General features: G+C 72.7%; 12 protein-coding genes. 5 read left to right on the top strand and 7 right to left on the bottom strand.

Annotated features, from left to right (window positions below):
- Window positions 1-4: 4 nt before the first annotated feature.
- The gene (gene pflB, locus V5D56_RS13210) at window positions 5-2296 is read right to left on the bottom strand and encodes a formate C-acetyltransferase (protein WP_435735771.1); all 2292 of its coding nucleotides are present in this window, start codon (window positions 2294-2296) and stop codon (window positions 5-7) included.
- Between the two features lie 339 nt (window positions 2297-2635).
- Here pflB and V5D56_RS13205 point away from each other — a divergent pair, with 339 nt between their 5' ends.
- The gene (locus V5D56_RS13205; RefSeq protein ID WP_435735770.1) at window positions 2636-3733 is read left to right on the top strand and encodes a carboxylate-amine ligase; all 1098 of its coding nucleotides are present in this window, start codon (window positions 2636-2638) and stop codon (window positions 3731-3733) included.
- A 7-nt stretch (window positions 3734-3740) separates the two neighbouring features.
- Here the strand turns inward: V5D56_RS13205 and V5D56_RS13200 are convergent, their stop codons facing one another.
- Together V5D56_RS13200 and dxs are read right to left on the bottom strand one after the other, a co-directional pair.
- A complete protein-coding gene (locus V5D56_RS13200) occupies window positions 3741-4439 on the bottom strand; it encodes an HAD family hydrolase (protein ID WP_435735769.1) in 699 nt (232 codons plus the stop codon).
- Between the two features lie 123 nt (window positions 4440-4562).
- A complete protein-coding gene (gene dxs, locus V5D56_RS13195) occupies window positions 4563-6503 on the bottom strand; it encodes a 1-deoxy-D-xylulose-5-phosphate synthase (RefSeq protein WP_435735768.1) in 1941 nt (646 codons plus the stop codon).
- Between the two features lie 196 nt (window positions 6504-6699).
- Between dxs and V5D56_RS13190 the strand changes: the two genes are divergently transcribed.
- Together V5D56_RS13190 and V5D56_RS13185 are read left to right on the top strand one after the other, a co-directional pair.
- Window positions 6700-8151 (top strand): GuaB1 family IMP dehydrogenase-related protein, encoded by a 1452-nt coding sequence (locus tag V5D56_RS13190; RefSeq protein ID WP_435735767.1) that lies wholly within the window; start codon window positions 6700-6702, stop codon window positions 8149-8151.
- 6 nt (window positions 8152-8157) lie between these two features.
- Window positions 8158-8868 (top strand): NUDIX hydrolase, encoded by a 711-nt coding sequence (locus V5D56_RS13185; RefSeq protein ID WP_435735766.1) that lies wholly within the window; start codon window positions 8158-8160, stop codon window positions 8866-8868.
- A gap of 58 nt (window positions 8869-8926) precedes the next feature.
- On the opposite strand, the gene V5D56_RS13180 is transcribed toward V5D56_RS13185, so the two are convergent.
- Window positions 8927-9403 (bottom strand): hypothetical protein, encoded by a 477-nt coding sequence (locus V5D56_RS13180; RefSeq protein WP_435735765.1) that lies wholly within the window; start codon window positions 9401-9403, stop codon window positions 8927-8929.
- An 83-nt stretch (window positions 9404-9486) separates the two neighbouring features.
- Here V5D56_RS13180 and V5D56_RS13175 point away from each other — a divergent pair, with 83 nt between their 5' ends.
- Complete coding sequence (locus V5D56_RS13175) at window positions 9487-10413, top strand: aminoglycoside phosphotransferase family protein (RefSeq protein WP_435739033.1); 927 nt, start codon at window positions 9487-9489, stop codon at window positions 10411-10413.
- Window positions 10414-10428: 15 nt separating this feature from the next.
- Here the strand turns inward: V5D56_RS13175 and V5D56_RS13170 are convergent, their stop codons facing one another.
- A complete protein-coding gene (locus V5D56_RS13170; protein ID WP_435735764.1) occupies window positions 10429-10908 on the bottom strand; it encodes a DUF1801 domain-containing protein in 480 nt (159 codons plus the stop codon).
- Here V5D56_RS13170 and V5D56_RS13165 point away from each other — a divergent pair.
- Window positions 10883-11143, top strand: a complete 261-nt coding sequence (locus tag V5D56_RS13165; protein WP_435735763.1) for a hypothetical protein — start codon at window positions 10883-10885, stop codon at window positions 11141-11143. The two genes, V5D56_RS13170 and V5D56_RS13165, sit on opposite strands and share 26 nt — an antisense overlap.
- A gap of 114 nt (window positions 11144-11257) precedes the next feature.
- On the opposite strand, the gene V5D56_RS13160 is transcribed toward V5D56_RS13165, so the two are convergent.
- Window positions 11258-14080, bottom strand: coding sequence for an aconitate hydratase (locus tag V5D56_RS13160; RefSeq protein WP_435735762.1), 2823 nt, complete (start codon window positions 14078-14080; stop codon window positions 11258-11260).
- A 212-nt stretch (window positions 14081-14292) separates the two neighbouring features.
- Window positions 14293-14508: a hypothetical protein gene (locus tag V5D56_RS13155; RefSeq protein WP_435735761.1), complete on the bottom strand. Its 216-nt coding sequence runs from the start codon at window positions 14506-14508 to the stop codon at window positions 14293-14295.
- Between the last annotated feature and the right edge of the window lie 47 nt (window positions 14509-14555).

Here is a 14555-nt window from a genome sequence, read left to right as displayed (position 1 = left end):
CTCGTCAGAGCGCGCCGTGGAAGGTGCGCGAGAGCACGTCGAGCTGCTGCTCGCGCGTGAGGCGGACGAAGTTCACCGCGTAGCCGGACACGCGGATCGTCAGCTGCGGGTAGTCCTCCGGGTGGTCCATGGCGTCCAGCAGCGTCTCGCGGTTCAGCACGTTGACGTTCATGTGGTAGCCGTTCGAGCCGACGTAGGCGTCGAGGAGGCCGGCGAGGTTCGTGACCTGCTCCTCCTTCGTGCGCCCGAGCCCGCTCGGCACCACCGTGTTGGTCAGCGAGATGCCGTCCTGCGCCTCGTCGTACGGGAGCTTGGCCACCGAGAGCGCCGAGGCGAGCATGCCGTGCGTGTCGCGCCCGTTCATGGGGTTGGCCCCCGGGGCGAACGGCTCGCCGGCGCGGCGGCCGTCAGGCGTGTTCCCCGTCGCCTTGCCGTACACGACGTTCGACGTGATCGTCAGGACCGACTGCGTCGGTACCGCGTCGCGGTACATCGGGTGCGTGCGCACCTTCGCCATGAACCGCTCGACGAGGTCGACGGCGATCGCGTCGGCCCGGTCGTCGTCGTTGCCGTACGTGGGGAACTCGCCCTCGGTGACGTAGTCGACGACGAGGCCGCGCTCGTCGCGCACGACGGAGACCCTGGCGTGCTTGATCGCCGACAACGAGTCCGCCGCGACGGACAGCCCCGCGATGCCGCACGCCATGGTGCGCAGCACGTCCTTGTCGTGCAGCGCCATCTCGAGCCGCTCGTACGCGTACTTGTCGTGCGACCAGTGGATGCAGTTGAGCGCCTCGACGTACGTGGCGGCGAGCCAGTCCATCGTCGCGTCGAACTTCGCCAGGACGTCGTCGTAGTCCAGCACGTCGCCCTCGACGGGAGCCGCCACGGGCGAGACCTGCTTGCCCGAGACCTCGTCCCGCCCGCCGTTGATCGCGTAGAGCAGCGTCTTGGCGAGGTTGACGCGCGCACCGAAGAACTGCATCTGCTTGCCGACGCGCATCGGGGACACGCAGCACGCGATCGCGGCGTCGTCGCCCCACGCGGCGCGGATGAGCTCGTCCGACTCGTACTGCACCGCGGACGTGTCGATCGACACCTGCGCGCAGAAGTCCTTGAACCCCTGCGGCAGCGCGGGGCTCCAGAAGACCGTCATGTTGGGCTCCGGCGCCGGACCGAGGTTGTACAGGGTCTGCAGGAAGCGGAACGAGCTCTTCGTGACGAGAGGCCGGCCGTCCTCGCCCATGCCGGCGATCGTCTCGGTGACCCACGTCGGGTCGCCGGAGAAGAGCGCGTCGTACTCCGGCGTGCGCAGGAACCGCACGATGCGCAGCTTGATGACGAAGTCGTCGACGATCTCCTGCGCCTGCGACTCCGTGATGCGCCCGGCCTCGAGGTCGCGGTCGAGGAACACGTCGAGGAACGTCGACGTGCGACCGAGCGACATCGCGGCGCCGTTCTGCTCCTTCACCGCGGCGAGGTACGCGAAGTAGAGCCACTGCACGGCCTCGCGGGCGCTCGTCGCCGGACCGGAGATGTCGTACCCGTAGGACGCGGCCATCTCCTTGAGCTCACCGAGGGCCCGGATCTGCTCCGCGTGCTCCTCGCGCTCGCGCACGACCTTCTCGCTGAACGGCTGCGTGTCGAGCTCGAGCTTGTCGAGCTTCTTCGCCGCGACGAGGGCGTCGACGCCGTACAGCGCGACACGTCGGTAGTCGCCGATGATCCGGCCGCGCCCGTAGGCGTCCGGGAGGCCCGTGATGATGTGCGAGCTGCGCGCGGCCCGGACGTTCGGCGGGTAGACGTCGAACACGCCCTGGTTGTGCGTCTTGCGGTGCTCGCTGAAGACCTTCTTCAGCGTCTCGTCGACCTCGTAGCCGTAGGTCTTCAGGGCACCCTCCACCATGCGCCAGCCACCGTTCGGCATGATCGCGCGCTTGAGCGGCGCGTCGGTCTGGAGGCCGACCACGATCTCGTTCTCCTGGTCGATGTAGCCGGGAGCGTGCGCCGTGATGCCCGCCGGGGTGTGCGGGTCGACGTCGTAGACGCCCTTCTCGCGCTCGGTGGGGAACATCGCGGAGAGCGTCGACCAGATGCCGGTCGTGCGCTCCGTCGGGCCCTCGAGGAACGAGGCGTCGCCCGTGTAGGGGCGATAGTTGCGCTGGATGAAGTCGCGGACGTCGACATGGTCGCGCCACGGGCCGTCCACGAAGCCCTCCCAGGCGGGGACGTGGGCGTCGTCGGTCTGCGGACGGGTCACGCCCTGCGTGCGCGGTGCCTCGGAAACGCTGGTCATCGGTCCTCCTTCGTGCCTGACGCGCTGGTCCGCGCGCCGGCCGGCTCCCGGTAGCCCTCGACAACCCTGCCCCGGGCTCCGTCGCCACCTCCAGGCTAGGGACGTCAGGCCGCGCGTGGGGCGGTTCCGGGCCTCCCGGGGACCTAGGTCCCGAGCCGGGCGCGACGGAGCAGAACGGCGGGATATCAACGATATCGGGCCCCTGGGAGCCGCCGCCGAGACATCTTGTGACCACCTTCACAAGCCTCGGTGCACCCTCGGCCGCCGCTTCGCAGCAGCTCGTGCCGCCGGCGAGCACCACCGGCGGCAAGCGCTGCCCGTCCGTGTGAGACTTCCCGGGTGAAACGGACCGTAGGTGTGGAAGAAGAGTTCCTGCTCGTCGGGGAGGACGGCCGACCCGTCGCCAAGGCCCAGGAAGCGCTCGAGGCGACCGGGACGTCGGACAAGGACGGCGGCACCGGCTCGCTCGAGTCGGAGTTCATGGAGGAGCAGCTCGAGACGGCAACGCACCCGCGCACCGAGCTGGAGGATCTCGCGAAGGAGATCCGCGCCGGACGCGCCCGCGCGCAGGAGGCGGCCGACCAGGTCGGCGCCCGCGTGGCCGCGCTGTCCACGTCGCCGCTGCCGTTCGAGGGCACGACGGTGGGCCGCCTGCGCTACCTCGAGGCGCGGGCCGCGTTCGGGCTGACCGCCCGCGAGCAGCTCACGAGCGGGTGCCACGTCCACGTCGCCGTGGCGGACGACACGGAGGGCGTCGCCGTCCTCGACCGGATCGGCCCGTGGCTCGCGACGCTGCTCGCCCTGAGCACCAACTCGCCGTACTGGCAGGGCGAGGACAGCGGCTACGCGAGCTTCCGGTCGCAGGTGTGGTCGCGGTGGCCCACCTCGGGGCCGGCGCGTTCGTTCGGCAGCCCGGAGGCGTACCACGACGCCGTCGCCTCGCTCGTCGCGACGGGCACCATCCTCGACCAGGCGATGGTGTACTTCGACGCCCGGCTCTCGGCGCGGTACCCGACCGTCGAGATCCGCATCGCCGACGTGTGCCTCGACCCGGACACCGCGGCCCTCGTCGCTGCGCTCGCTCGCGGTCTCGTCGAGACCGCGGCCCGTGAGGCGGCGGCGGGCAAGGACGCGCCCGAGCTGCGGACCGAGCTCCTGCGCACCGCCTCGTGGCGCGCCGGCCGCTCGGGGCTGGGCGAGGACCTCGTCTCGCCGCTCACCTGGCGCCCGGCACCTGCGCACGACGTCGTGGGACAGCTCGTCACGCACGTGCGCGAGGCGCTCGTCGACAACGACGACCTCGACACCGTGACCGAGCTGCTGGGGCGGCTGTGGTCACGCGGCAACGGCGCGGCTCGACAGCGCGAGTGGTTCGCCGAGTCGGGCGGGGACCTGCGCGTCGTCGTCGAGAAGGCCGTCGGCGTCACGCACTCCTGAGCGACCGCTACAGCGGGGCGGGCGCCCCGGGACCGGTCGCCGCGACCTGGGCCGCCTCCTGGGTCGCCGCCGCGAGCGCCAGCGTCTCGATCGTCGTCGTGCCGACCACGTCGGGCTCCGCCCCTCCCGCCCAGGCGTGCCCGTGCGAGACCCAGGCCGTGCGCACACCCGCCGCGCGACCTGCGGCGACGTCGAGGTGGGGAGCGTCCCCGACCATCCAGACCTCGCGCCGGTCGACCGCCTCGGCGCCGATGCGCTCCAGCGCGATCTCGAGCAGGCGCGGGTCCGGCTTGGCGACCTGCTCCTCGTCGGAGACCACGACGGCGTCGACGTGCGGCGCGACGGCGCAGCGGGCGATCTTCCCGCGCTGCTGCGCCGACGTGCCGTTCGTCACGACGACGACCCGGTGCCCGTCCGCGCGCAGCGCGTCCAGCGCGGCCAGCACCCCCGGGTACGCCTCGACGTGATCGAGGATCCCGCGCCGGAAGCGTTCGACCACCGCGGGCAGCTCGTCGGTCCACCCGAGCCGGTCGACGATCACGCGCGCGACGTCCGTCTTCGGGGCGTGGCCTCCCCGGTCCGCCGCCACGATCGCGACGACGTCGGACTCGTCCCCGCCCGCGTCCGCGACCGCTCCGCGGGCCCAGGCGGCGAACGCGAGGTCGCGCCCGACGAGCGTGTTGTCGAGGTCGAGGAGCCAGATCATGCGCCGGACCCTAGCGCAGTCGCGCGGTCGCGCGGTCGGCCCGTCCGCGCGCGATCGGCTGCTCGGCGCCGGATCCGCCGCCGGGCGCGAGATCGGTCACCGGGCGCGGCGAGCCTGCGCAGGTCAGTCGCGCCCGAGCGCCGCGAGACCGTCGAGCACGTCGCGCGCGACGTCGGCGGCCGTGAGGCGGGACGCCGTCGCGACCTGGTCGCGGCTCGCGTGGTCGAGGAACTGCGCGGGCAGCCCGATCGCGTGGACCGGCGTGCGCACACCGGACTCGAGGGCGCGCTGCGCGAGGAGCGCCCCGACGCCGCCGTCGACGACACCGTCCTCGACGCTCACGACGAGGTCGTGCTCTCCGGCCAGCTTCACGAGCGCGCTCGGCATCGGGAGGACCCACGTCGGCGACGCCACGGTGACGTCCACGCCGTGCGTCGTGAGCGACTCCGCCGCCCCGAGCGCGACCTGCGCCATCGAGCCCAGACCGACGAGCAGGACGCGGCGACGTGGCCCTGCGACCGTCGCGGCGGCGTCGGTCACCGGCGTGCCCGTGCCGGACACCGCGGCGTCCGCGGGCACCGCGAGCAGGTCGACGCCGTCGACCGTGTCGACCGCGGGCAGCGCCTCGGAGAGCGCGCCCTTCGGGTACCGCACGACGGTCGGGGCGTCGTCGACGTCCACGGCCTCGCGCAGCGCCGTGCGCAGCGTCTCCTCGTCGCGCGGCGCCGCGAGGCGCAGGCCGGGGACGATGCGCAGCATCGCCATGTCCCACATGCCGTTGTGGCTCGCACCGTCGTCGCCGGTGATGCCGGCGCGGTCGAGCACGAACGTCACGCCCGCCTTGTGCAGCGCGACGTCCATGAGCACCTGGTCGAACGCGCGGTTGAGGAACGTCGCGTAGACGGCGACGACCGGGTGCAGCCCGGCGAAGGCCATGCCCGCCGCCGAGGTCGCGGCGTGCTGCTCCGCGATGCCGACGTCGAACGTGCGCTCGGGGAACGCCTGCGAGAACGGCTTGAGGCCGACGGGCTCGAGCATGGCCGCGGTGATCGCCACGACGTCGGACCGCCGACGGCCGATCTGGACGATCTCGTCGGCGAACACGCTCGTCCAGCCGAAGCGCGAGGGCGCGACGGGCAGGCCGGTCTCCGGGTGGATCTTGCCCACGGCGTGGAACCGGTCGGCGACGTCCTGCTCGGCCGGGGAGTAGCCCCGGCCCTTCTCGGTGATCGCGTGCACGAGCACCGGCGCGCCGTAGGAGCGGGCGCGGCGGAGCGCGTGCTCCATCGCCTCGACGTCGTGACCGTCGATCGGCCCGATGTACTTGATCCCCAGGTCCTCGAACATGCCCTGCGGCGCGACGACGTCCTTGAGACCCTTCTTCAGCCCGTGCAGCCACTCGTACGCGAACCGTCCGGGCGCACCGGACCGGGTCAGCGTGCGCTTGCCCCACTGGAGGAAGCTCTCGTAGCCGCGCGTCGTGCGCAGGGTCGACAGGTGGTGCGCCATGCCGCCGATCGTCGGCGAGTAGGAGCGGCCGTTGTCGTTGACGACGACGATCAGCCGGCGGTCCTGCGACTCCGCGATGTTGTTGAGGGCCTCCCACGCCATGCCGCCCGTGAGCGCACCGTCACCGATGACCGCGACGACGTGCCGGTCCGTCAGGCCCCGCACGACGTTCGCCTTCGCGATGCCGTCACCCCAGGAGAGCGCGGTCGAGGCGTGCGAGTTCTCGACGACGTCGTGCTCGGACTCGGCGCGCGACGGGTAGCCCGACAGACCGTCCTTCTTGCGCAGCGCGGAGAAGTCCTGCCGACCCGTGAGGAGCTTGTGCACGTAGGACTGGTGGCCGGTGTCGAACACGAACGTGTCCGTCGGCGACGAGAAGACGCGGTGCATGGCGATCGTCAGCTCGACGACGCCGAGGTTCGGCCCGAGGTGGCCGCCCGTGCGCGACACGGAGTCCACGAGGAAGGCCCGGATCTCGGCGGCGAGCTCGCGGGACTGGGCGGGGGTCAGCCGTTGCACGTCCTCAGGGGAGGTGATCGTGCTCAGCAGGCTCATGCAGTGCTCCGTTCCGTTCCCGTCCGACCAGCCACACAACTCTAGGTGCTCCGCGGCGGTGTCCCGCGCAGCGGTGCGCGGGACGACGAGACCTTCACGCCATTGACGCACACTCCGGCACGGGACGCCCGTGGACCAGGGCGGAAGTTCGCTTCCACCCTGCGGACAGCCCGGCTGGCCACCGTAGGATGGCACCATGCGCTTCCTGCCCGGCCAGACCCCCGCGACCGACCTCACGTACGGCGACGTCTTCCTCGTCCCGTCGCGCTCCGAGGTCACGTCCCGCTTCGACGTCGACCTCTCCTCCGCGGACGGCACGGGCACCACGGTCCCGCTCGTCGTCGCGAACATGACCGCGGTCGCCGGCCGCCGGATGGCCGAGACCGTCGCGCGGCGCGGTGGGATCGCGATCCTCCCCCAGGACGTCCCGACCGACGTCGTCGCCGACGTGGTGGCGGACGTGAAGTCCAAGGACCCGGTCATCGAGACGCCGGTCGTGGTCCGCCCGCACGACACGGTCCACACCGCGCTGACGCTCATCGGCAAGCGCGCCCACGGCGCTGCGGTCGTCGTGGACGACGGTCGCCCGGTCGGCGTCGTCACCGAGGCCGACTGCACCGGCGTCGACCGGTTCACGCAGGTCCACCAGGTCATGACCGACCACCCGCTCGCGCTCGACGCGTCGATCCTCGACGGCGGGCGCGCCGGGCTCGAGGCCGCGTTCGACCAGCTCTACACGGCGCGCCTCAAGGTCGCTCCCGTGACGCGCGACGGCGCGATCGTCGGCGTTCTCACGCGCAAGGGCGCGCTGCGCTCGTCCGTGTACACCCCGGCGCTCGACACCGCGGGCCGCCTGCGCGTCGGCGCGGCGGTCGGCATCAACGGCGACGTCGCGGCCAAGACCAAGGAGCTGCTCGCCGCGGGGGTCGACGTGCTCGTCGTCGACACCGCGCACGGCCACCAGGCGAAGATGCTCCAGGCGCTCGACGCCGTCCGCTCCGTCGCGCCCGACGTCCCGGTCGTCGCGGGCAACGTGGTCACCGCCGACGGCGTGCGCGACCTCGTCGCGGCGGGCGCCGACATCGTGAAGGTCGGCGTCGGCCCGGGCGCGATGTGCACGACGCGCATGATGACCGCCGTCGGGCGGCCCCAGTTCTCCGCGGTGCTGGAGTGCGCCGCGGCGGCGCGCGAGCTGGGCAAGCACGTGTGGGCCGACGGCGGCGTGCGGCACCCGCGCGACGTCGCCCTGGCTCTCGCGGCCGGCGCGTCCCAGGTGATGATCGGGTCGTGGTTCGCGGGGACCTACGAGTCCCCCGGCGACCTGCACGACGACGGCACCGGTCGCCTCTACAAGGAGAGCTTCGGCATGGCGTCGGCCCGGGCGGTCGCCGCGCGCACGGCCGGCGGCTCGCCGTTCGACCGCGCGCGCAAGGGCCTGTACGAGGAGGGCATCAGCTCCGGCCGCATGTTCCTCGACCCGCAGCGCCCCGGCGTCGAGGACCTGCTCGACGAGATCACGTCCGGGCTGCGGTCGTCGTGCACGTACGCAGGCGCGGCGGACCTCGCGCAGTTCGCGGAGCGCGCCGTCGTCGGCATCCAGTCCGCCGCGGGGTACGAGGAGGGCCGCCCGCTCCCTGTGAGCTGGTGACCTCGCGTGGCGACGCCCGACGGCCCGACGGCCCCACCCCCCGCCCGTGACCAGCTCGCCGCCCTCCCCCACGACGGCGGCGACTGGCCGTCGCCGTGGCGCGTCGCCGTGGGCGCGCTCGACGCGCGGGCCCGCCCGGCGGCCGTCCTCATGCTGTTCGGCGTGCTCGACGGCGCGCCGTCGGGCCACGCCGCGCGAGCCGTCGCGCGGGACCTCGACGTCCTCCTCCTCGCCCGCGCGACGACGCTCGGTCACCACCCGGGACAGGTCGCCTTCCCCGGCGGCCGGGTCGACCCGGCCGACGACGACGCCGTCGACGCGGCGCTGCGCGAGGCCGTCGAGGAGACCGGTCTCGACCGCACCGGTGTCGAGGTGCTGGGGACGCTCGGCGAGCTGCCCGTCCCGGTGAGCAACCACCTCGTGACGCCCGTGCTCGGCTGGTGGGCCCGTCCCACCCCCGTGCGCGTGGTCGACGACGCGGAGTCGGCGCACGTGTTCCGCGTCCCGGTCGCGGACCTGCTCGACCCGGGCAGGCGACGCACCGTGACGGTGCGCCAGGGGCGGCGCGTGCACAAGAGCCCGGGCTTCCTCGTGCACGCCGACGGCCGGGACCACCTCGTGTGGGGCTTCACGGGCGGGCTCCTCGACGCGCTGTTCGACCGGCTCGGGTGGACCGAGCCGTGGGACCGCGCGCGCACGGTCGACGCCCCGCTCTGAGGGAGCCGACGGACACCGGGCGCGCCCGCTCGGACGCGAGGCGGCCGGCGGCACCCGGTCACGCGCTCCGGTGAGCGACCTGCTCCCGCACCAGCACGTCGTACGGGCTCGTGGGCGCGTCCCGCTCGTCGGCCACGAGCACGACCAGGGCGCGGCACCCGGGGTGGCCCGCCAGGTGCGCGAGGGTCCGCCGCCACGACCGGAGGTTCGGGTGCTCGAGGTCTCGCGCCGCTTCCGCCGGTTCGAGCAGCTCGGCGGCCCGCGCGAGCAGCGCCCCGGGCAGCTCGAGGGTCCGCGTCACGCCGTCCCAGCCGACGAGCAACGACATCACGGCTGCGGGCAGCCCGTGCTCCCCCCGGTTCGCGGCACCGACCTCGGTGGTCCCGTCGGCATGGTGCACGACCGTGCCGTAGACCGCCGGCGCCCGGTATCCGGGCATGAGCGCCTCGAAGCGCAGGCGCGCCGCGGTGAGCTCCTCCCGGGTCGCCCACGCCTGCGGCGCGCGCGTCGTCGTCTCGGGACGTGATGTCGACATGCGCGGAAGGGTAGCCGACCGGGTCGCCTCCCTGCGGACGGGTTCGAGGACGACGGCTCGGGTAGTTTCGGCGGGTGCCCCTCATGCCTCCCGCCGAGGTCGACGTCACCGTCGACCTCGCGCGCGCCCTCCTCAGGTCCCAGCACCCGGATCTGGCCGGCCTGCCGCTCGCGGTCGTCGCGAACGGCTGGGACAACGTCGTGCTGCGGCTCGGCGACGACCTGGCGCTCCGTCTGCCGCGCCGCGCGCCGGCCGCCGGTCTCGTGGAGAACGAGCAGCGTTGGCTCCCCGTGCTCGCCCCGCGGCTGCCCGTCGCCGTGCCCACGCCGGTGCGCGTCGGCCGACCGTCCGACGGCTCGGCGGGACCCGTCTTCCCGTGGTCGTGGAGCGTGGTCCCGTGGTTCCGCGGCGTCGCCGCGTGGACCGTGGACCCCGCGTCGCGCGGCGGGCTGGCCGAGCCGCTGGCCGACGTCGTCGCAGCCCTGCACGTCCCCGCGCCGCCGGACGCGCCCGCCAACCCCTTCCGGGGCGTCCCCCTCGCGGCGCGTGACACCGTGGTGCGCGAGCGGCTCGCGTCCGGCTCGGTGCCCCAGGCTGCTCGCCTGCTCGACCTGTGGGTGCGCCTGCTCGACACCCCGGTCTGGACCGGTCCCGCCGTGTGGCTGCACGGCGACCTGCACCCGGCGAACCTGGTCGCCACCTCGGGCGCCCGCGACGGCGCACCCACGGCGGACGTCGCGCGCCTCGTCGCCGTGGTCGACTTCGGCGACATCACGAGCGGCGACCCGGCGACGGACCTGGCGACCGCGTGGCTCACGTTCGACGCGCCCGCCCGAACGACGTTCCGGGAGCGGGTGGTCGCGCGGTGCGGGACCGACGACGCGACCTGGGACCGCGCGCTCGCCTGGGCCGTGCTGTTCACGTCGATCCTGCTCGCGCACTCCGACGACGCCCCGCACCTGCGCGCCATCGGCGAGCACGCGCTGCTCCAGGTCCTCGGCGACGCCTGACGGATCGTCCGACCGTCAGGCGGGCGCCCGGTCCGCCGACCCCGCCGACGGCCCGGACGCACGCTTCCCGAACGCGGGAGAGCCCGTCAGCGTCGTGTACGAGCGGCGGACCATCTCCTCGAGCACGTCCAGGTCGACCGCGTCGAGGTCCTTGACGTACACGCACGCCTTGCCCACGGAGTGCGGCCCGAGCCGGCCCAGGAGCTCGGCGTGCTCGTCGACGCCGTCCATGAGGTAGACGGTCGTCGCGGCCTTGCGCGGGGAGAACCCCGCCGCAGCCGTGTCGTTCTCGCGCCCGCTCGCGTACCGGTAGTGGTAGGTGCCGAAGCCGACGATCGACGGTCCCCACATACGGGGCTCCTCGCCCGTGACCCGGTGCATGAGCCGGACCAGACGTTCGGCGTCGCGTCGTCGCACGGGGTGCTCGACCGTCGCGAGGAAGGCCGTGACGTCCGCGTCGGTCGGACGGGTGGTGCTGCTGTCGGATCGGGCCACGATCTCAGTATCCATCTCGGGGACCACCGCGGACGCAGGTCCACGGGTCGCATCACCGACGACACCTATTCGTCAAAAGCCGCGTCTCGTCGGCGAGGGCGAGATCGAGTGGGAGCCGATCCTCCGCGCCGCCCAGGGCAAGGTCAAGTACTACACCGTCGAGTACGACTTCGCGCCGGACGGGCGGGAGTTCGCCGCCGACTCCTTCGAGTACCTCACGAGCCTGACCTACTGAGGCCCCGGCCCTCCTGAGACTGCGGGCCGACGCGACCGCTCCGAGCCTGCCCGCACGACGGACGCCCCGCCGCTCCTTCCGGAGCGACGGGGCGTCCGTCGTGGTGGTTGCCGGTCAGGCGGCGACGAGCGACCGGAGCACGTACTGCAGGATGCCGCCGTTGCGGTAGTAGTCCGCCTCACCCGGGGTGTCGATGCGCACGACCGCGTCGAACTCGACGGTCGCACCGTCGCCCTTGGTGGCGGTGACCTTCACCGTGCGCGGCGTCGACCCGTCGTTCAGGGCGGTGATGCCGGCGACGTCGAACGTCTCGGTGCCGTCCAGGCCGAGCGACGCGGCGCTCTCGCCCGCCGGGAACTGCAGCGGCAGGACGCCCATGCCGATGAGGTTCGAGCGGTGGATGCGCTCGAAGCTCTCGGTGATGACGGCCTTCACGCCCAGGAGCGCGGTGCCCTTGGCGGCCCAGTCGCGCGACGAGCCGGAGCCGTACTCCTTGCCGCCGAGGATGACGAGCGGCGTGCCCTGCGCGGCGTAGTCCTGCGCGGCGTCGTAGATGGTGTCCTGGGCGTCCTTCACGAAGTTGTACGTGTAGCCGCCCTCGACACCGTCGAGCAGCTGGTTGCGCAGGCGGATGTTCGCGAACGTGCCGCGGATCATGACCTCGTGGTTCCCGCGGCGCGAGCCGTAGGAGTTGAAGTCGCGGCGGCCCACGCCGTGCTCGGCGAGGTACTTGCCGGCCGGCGAGTCCGCCTTGATGGCGCCCGCAGGGCTGATGTGGTCCGTCGTCACCGAGTCGCCGAGCTTGGCGAGCACGCGCGCGCCGGAGATGTCGGTGACCGGGGACGGCTCGGCCGCCATGCCCTCGAAGTACGGGGGCTTGCGCACGTAGGTCGACTCGGTGTCCCACGCGAACGTGTCGCCCTCGGGCGTGTCGAGCGAGCGCCACCGGTCGTCGCCGGTGAAGACGTCGGCGTAGTCCTTCGTGAACATGTCGCGGTCGATCGAGGAGTCGATCGTCGCCTGGACCTCCTCGGGGGACGGCCAGATGTCCTTGAGGAAGATCGGCTCGCCGTGCGGGTCGGTGCCCAGCGGCTCCCCGTCGAAGTCGAAGTCCATGGTGCCCGCGAGGGCGTAGGCGATGACGAGCGGCGGCGACGCGAGGTAGTTCATCTTCACGTCGGGGTTGATACGGCCCTCGAAGTTGCGGTTGCCCGAGAGCACCGACACGACCGACAGGTCGTGCTCGTTGACCGACGCCGAGATCTCCTCGGCGAGCGGGCCCGAGTTGCCGATGCACGTCGCGCAGCCGTAGCCCACGAGGTGGAAGCCGAGCTTCTCGAGGTACGGCCAGAGACCGGCCTTCTCGTAGTAGTTCGTCACGACCTGCGAGCCCGGGGCCATCGACGTCTTGACCCACGGCTTCGACGCGAGCCCGCGGTCGACCGCGTTCTTCGCGAGCAGCGCCGCGGCGAGCATGACCGAGGGGTTCGACGTGTTCGTGCACGACGTGATCGAGGCGATGACGACGTGCCCGTGGTCGAGCTCCGTCGTCGTGCCGTCACCGAGCGTCACCGGGACGACCTTGTGCGGACGCGTGGCGCTGTCGCCGTGGCCGGGGGCGACCGGGTGGTCGGACTCGTTGTCGTGCGCGGCCGCCGCGATCGGGTCGGACGCCGGGAAGGTCTCCTCGACGGACTCGTCGAGCCCGGTGAAGGGCGCGGCCTCCTCGGCGCCGACGTAGTCGAGGATCGCCGAGGCGAACGACTCCTTGGCCTCGGTGAGCTCGATGCGGTCCTGCGGCCGCTTCGGGCCGGCGATCGACGGGACGACCGTCGAGAGGTCGAGCTCGAGGTACTCGGAGAACGCCGGCTCGACATAGGTCGCCGCCGTCGGGTCGAGCCACAGGCCCTGCTCCTTGGCGTACGCCTCGACGAGCGCGAGCTGCTCCTCGCTGCGGCCCGTGAGACGCAGGTAGTCGAGGGTCACACCGTCGATCGGGAAGATCGCCGCGGTCGAGCCGAACTCGGGGCTCATGTTGCCGATCGTCGCGCGGTTCGCGAGCGGCACCTGGGCCACGCCCTCGCCGTAGAACTCGACGAACTTCCCGACGACGCCGTGCTGGCGCAGCATCTGGGTGATCGTGAGCACCACGTCGGTCGCGGTCACGCCCGCCGGGATGGAGCCGGAGAGCTTGAAGCCGACGACGCGCGGGATGAGCATCGACACCGGCTGGCCGAGCATGGCCGCCTCGGCCTCGATGCCGCCGACGCCCCAGCCGAGCACGCCGAGGCCGTTGACCATCGTCGTGTGCGAGTCGGTGCCGACGCACGTGTCGGGGTAGGCGCGGAGGACCCCATCGACCTCACGCGTCATGATCGTCCGCGCGAGGAACTCGATGTTCACCTGGTGCACGATGCCGGTGCCCGGGGGGACGACCTTGAAGTCGTCGAACGCCGTCTGGCCCCAGCGCAGGAACTGGTAGCGCTCGTGGTTGCGCTCGTACTCGATCTCGACGTTGCGCTCGAACGCGTCGGGGCGGCCCGCGACGTCGATCTGCACGGAGTGGTCGATGACCATCTCGGCGGGCGCGAGCGGGTTGATGCGCGACGGGTCGCCGCCGAGGTCGACGACGGCCTCGCGCATCGTCGCGAGGTCGACGACGCAGGGGACGCCCGTGAAGTCCTGCATGATCACGCGCGCGGGCGTGAACTGGATCTCGGTGTCGGGCTGCGCCGCGGGGTCCCACGACGCGAGCGCGCGCACGTGGTCGGCGGTGATGTTGGCGCCGTCCTCCGTGCGCAGGAGGTTCTCGGCGAGGATCTTCAGGCTGTACGGGAGGCGTTCGACACCCTCGACGGCGGACAGGCGGAAGATCTCGTACGAGCTCCCACCGACCTCCAGTGTTCCCTTCGACCCGAACGTGTCGACGCTGCTCACTCGTGGCTCCTTCGTGGCGAGACGGTGGCACGGATGCCATGGTTCTGGGGGGCTTCGCCCAGCCTACGCCGGGCCGGTGCGGCGGTCCGGCCGGGGTCGCGCGCACGTCGAGCGCTCGCGTCCGTCGGCGCCGGGACCAGCACCGCGACCAGCATAGCGCACATATCTTGACGTCAAGATATCTGCCGGACACACAGCGACAGGTCCGGTCGTCAGAGGTCGCAGTCGCACAGCACGTTCAGCTCGACGACCTGCTCGCCCTCCTCGGGCCGGGCCCACGCCTCGGCCTCGGCGCGCGACGCGAACGCGCGACCGGCGAGCCTGCCGTTCGGCAGCAGCACCCCGACGCCCACGACGTCGCGGACGTCGTCCGGCTGCGCCGACCTCCCGGCCTGCCGGGTCGACCCCTCCCGCACCTGCTCGCCCATCTCCGCGCTCCCGTCCGCCCTCGCCGGCCGCGCGACGGCGACCGGAC

The organism is Cellulosimicrobium sp. PMB13 (assembly GCF_051294865.1).
Taxonomy (GTDB): Bacteria; Actinomycetota; Actinomycetes; order Actinomycetales; family Cellulomonadaceae; genus Cellulosimicrobium.
Note: the sequence above shows the minus strand (reverse complement) of the source record. Positions and strands in the feature narration are given on the sequence as shown.

Bases quoted from the DNA above. Each gene is read 5' to 3' on its own strand.
- pflB (WP_435735771.1), bottom strand. From the start codon at position 2,296: ATGACCAGCGTTTCCGAGGCACCGCGCACGCAGGGCGTGACCCGTCCG.
- V5D56_RS13200 (WP_435735769.1), bottom strand. From the start codon at position 4,439: ATGATCTGGCTCCTCGACCTCGACAACACGCTCGTCGGGCGCGACCTC.
- dxs (WP_435735768.1), bottom strand. From the start codon at position 6,503: ATGAGCCTGCTGAGCACGATCACCTCCCCTGAGGACGTGCAACGGCTG.
- V5D56_RS13190 (WP_435735767.1), top strand. From the start codon at position 6,700: ATGCGCTTCCTGCCCGGCCAGACCCCCGCGACCGACCTCACGTACGGC.
- V5D56_RS13180 (WP_435735765.1), bottom strand. From the start codon at position 9,403: ATGTCGACATCACGTCCCGAGACGACGACGCGCGCGCCGCAGGCGTGG.
- V5D56_RS13175 (WP_435739033.1), top strand. From the start codon at position 9,487: ATGCCTCCCGCCGAGGTCGACGTCACCGTCGACCTCGCGCGCGCCCTC.
- V5D56_RS13155 (WP_435735761.1), bottom strand. From the start codon at position 14,508: ATGGGCGAGCAGGTGCGGGAGGGGTCGACCCGGCAGGCCGGGAGGTCG.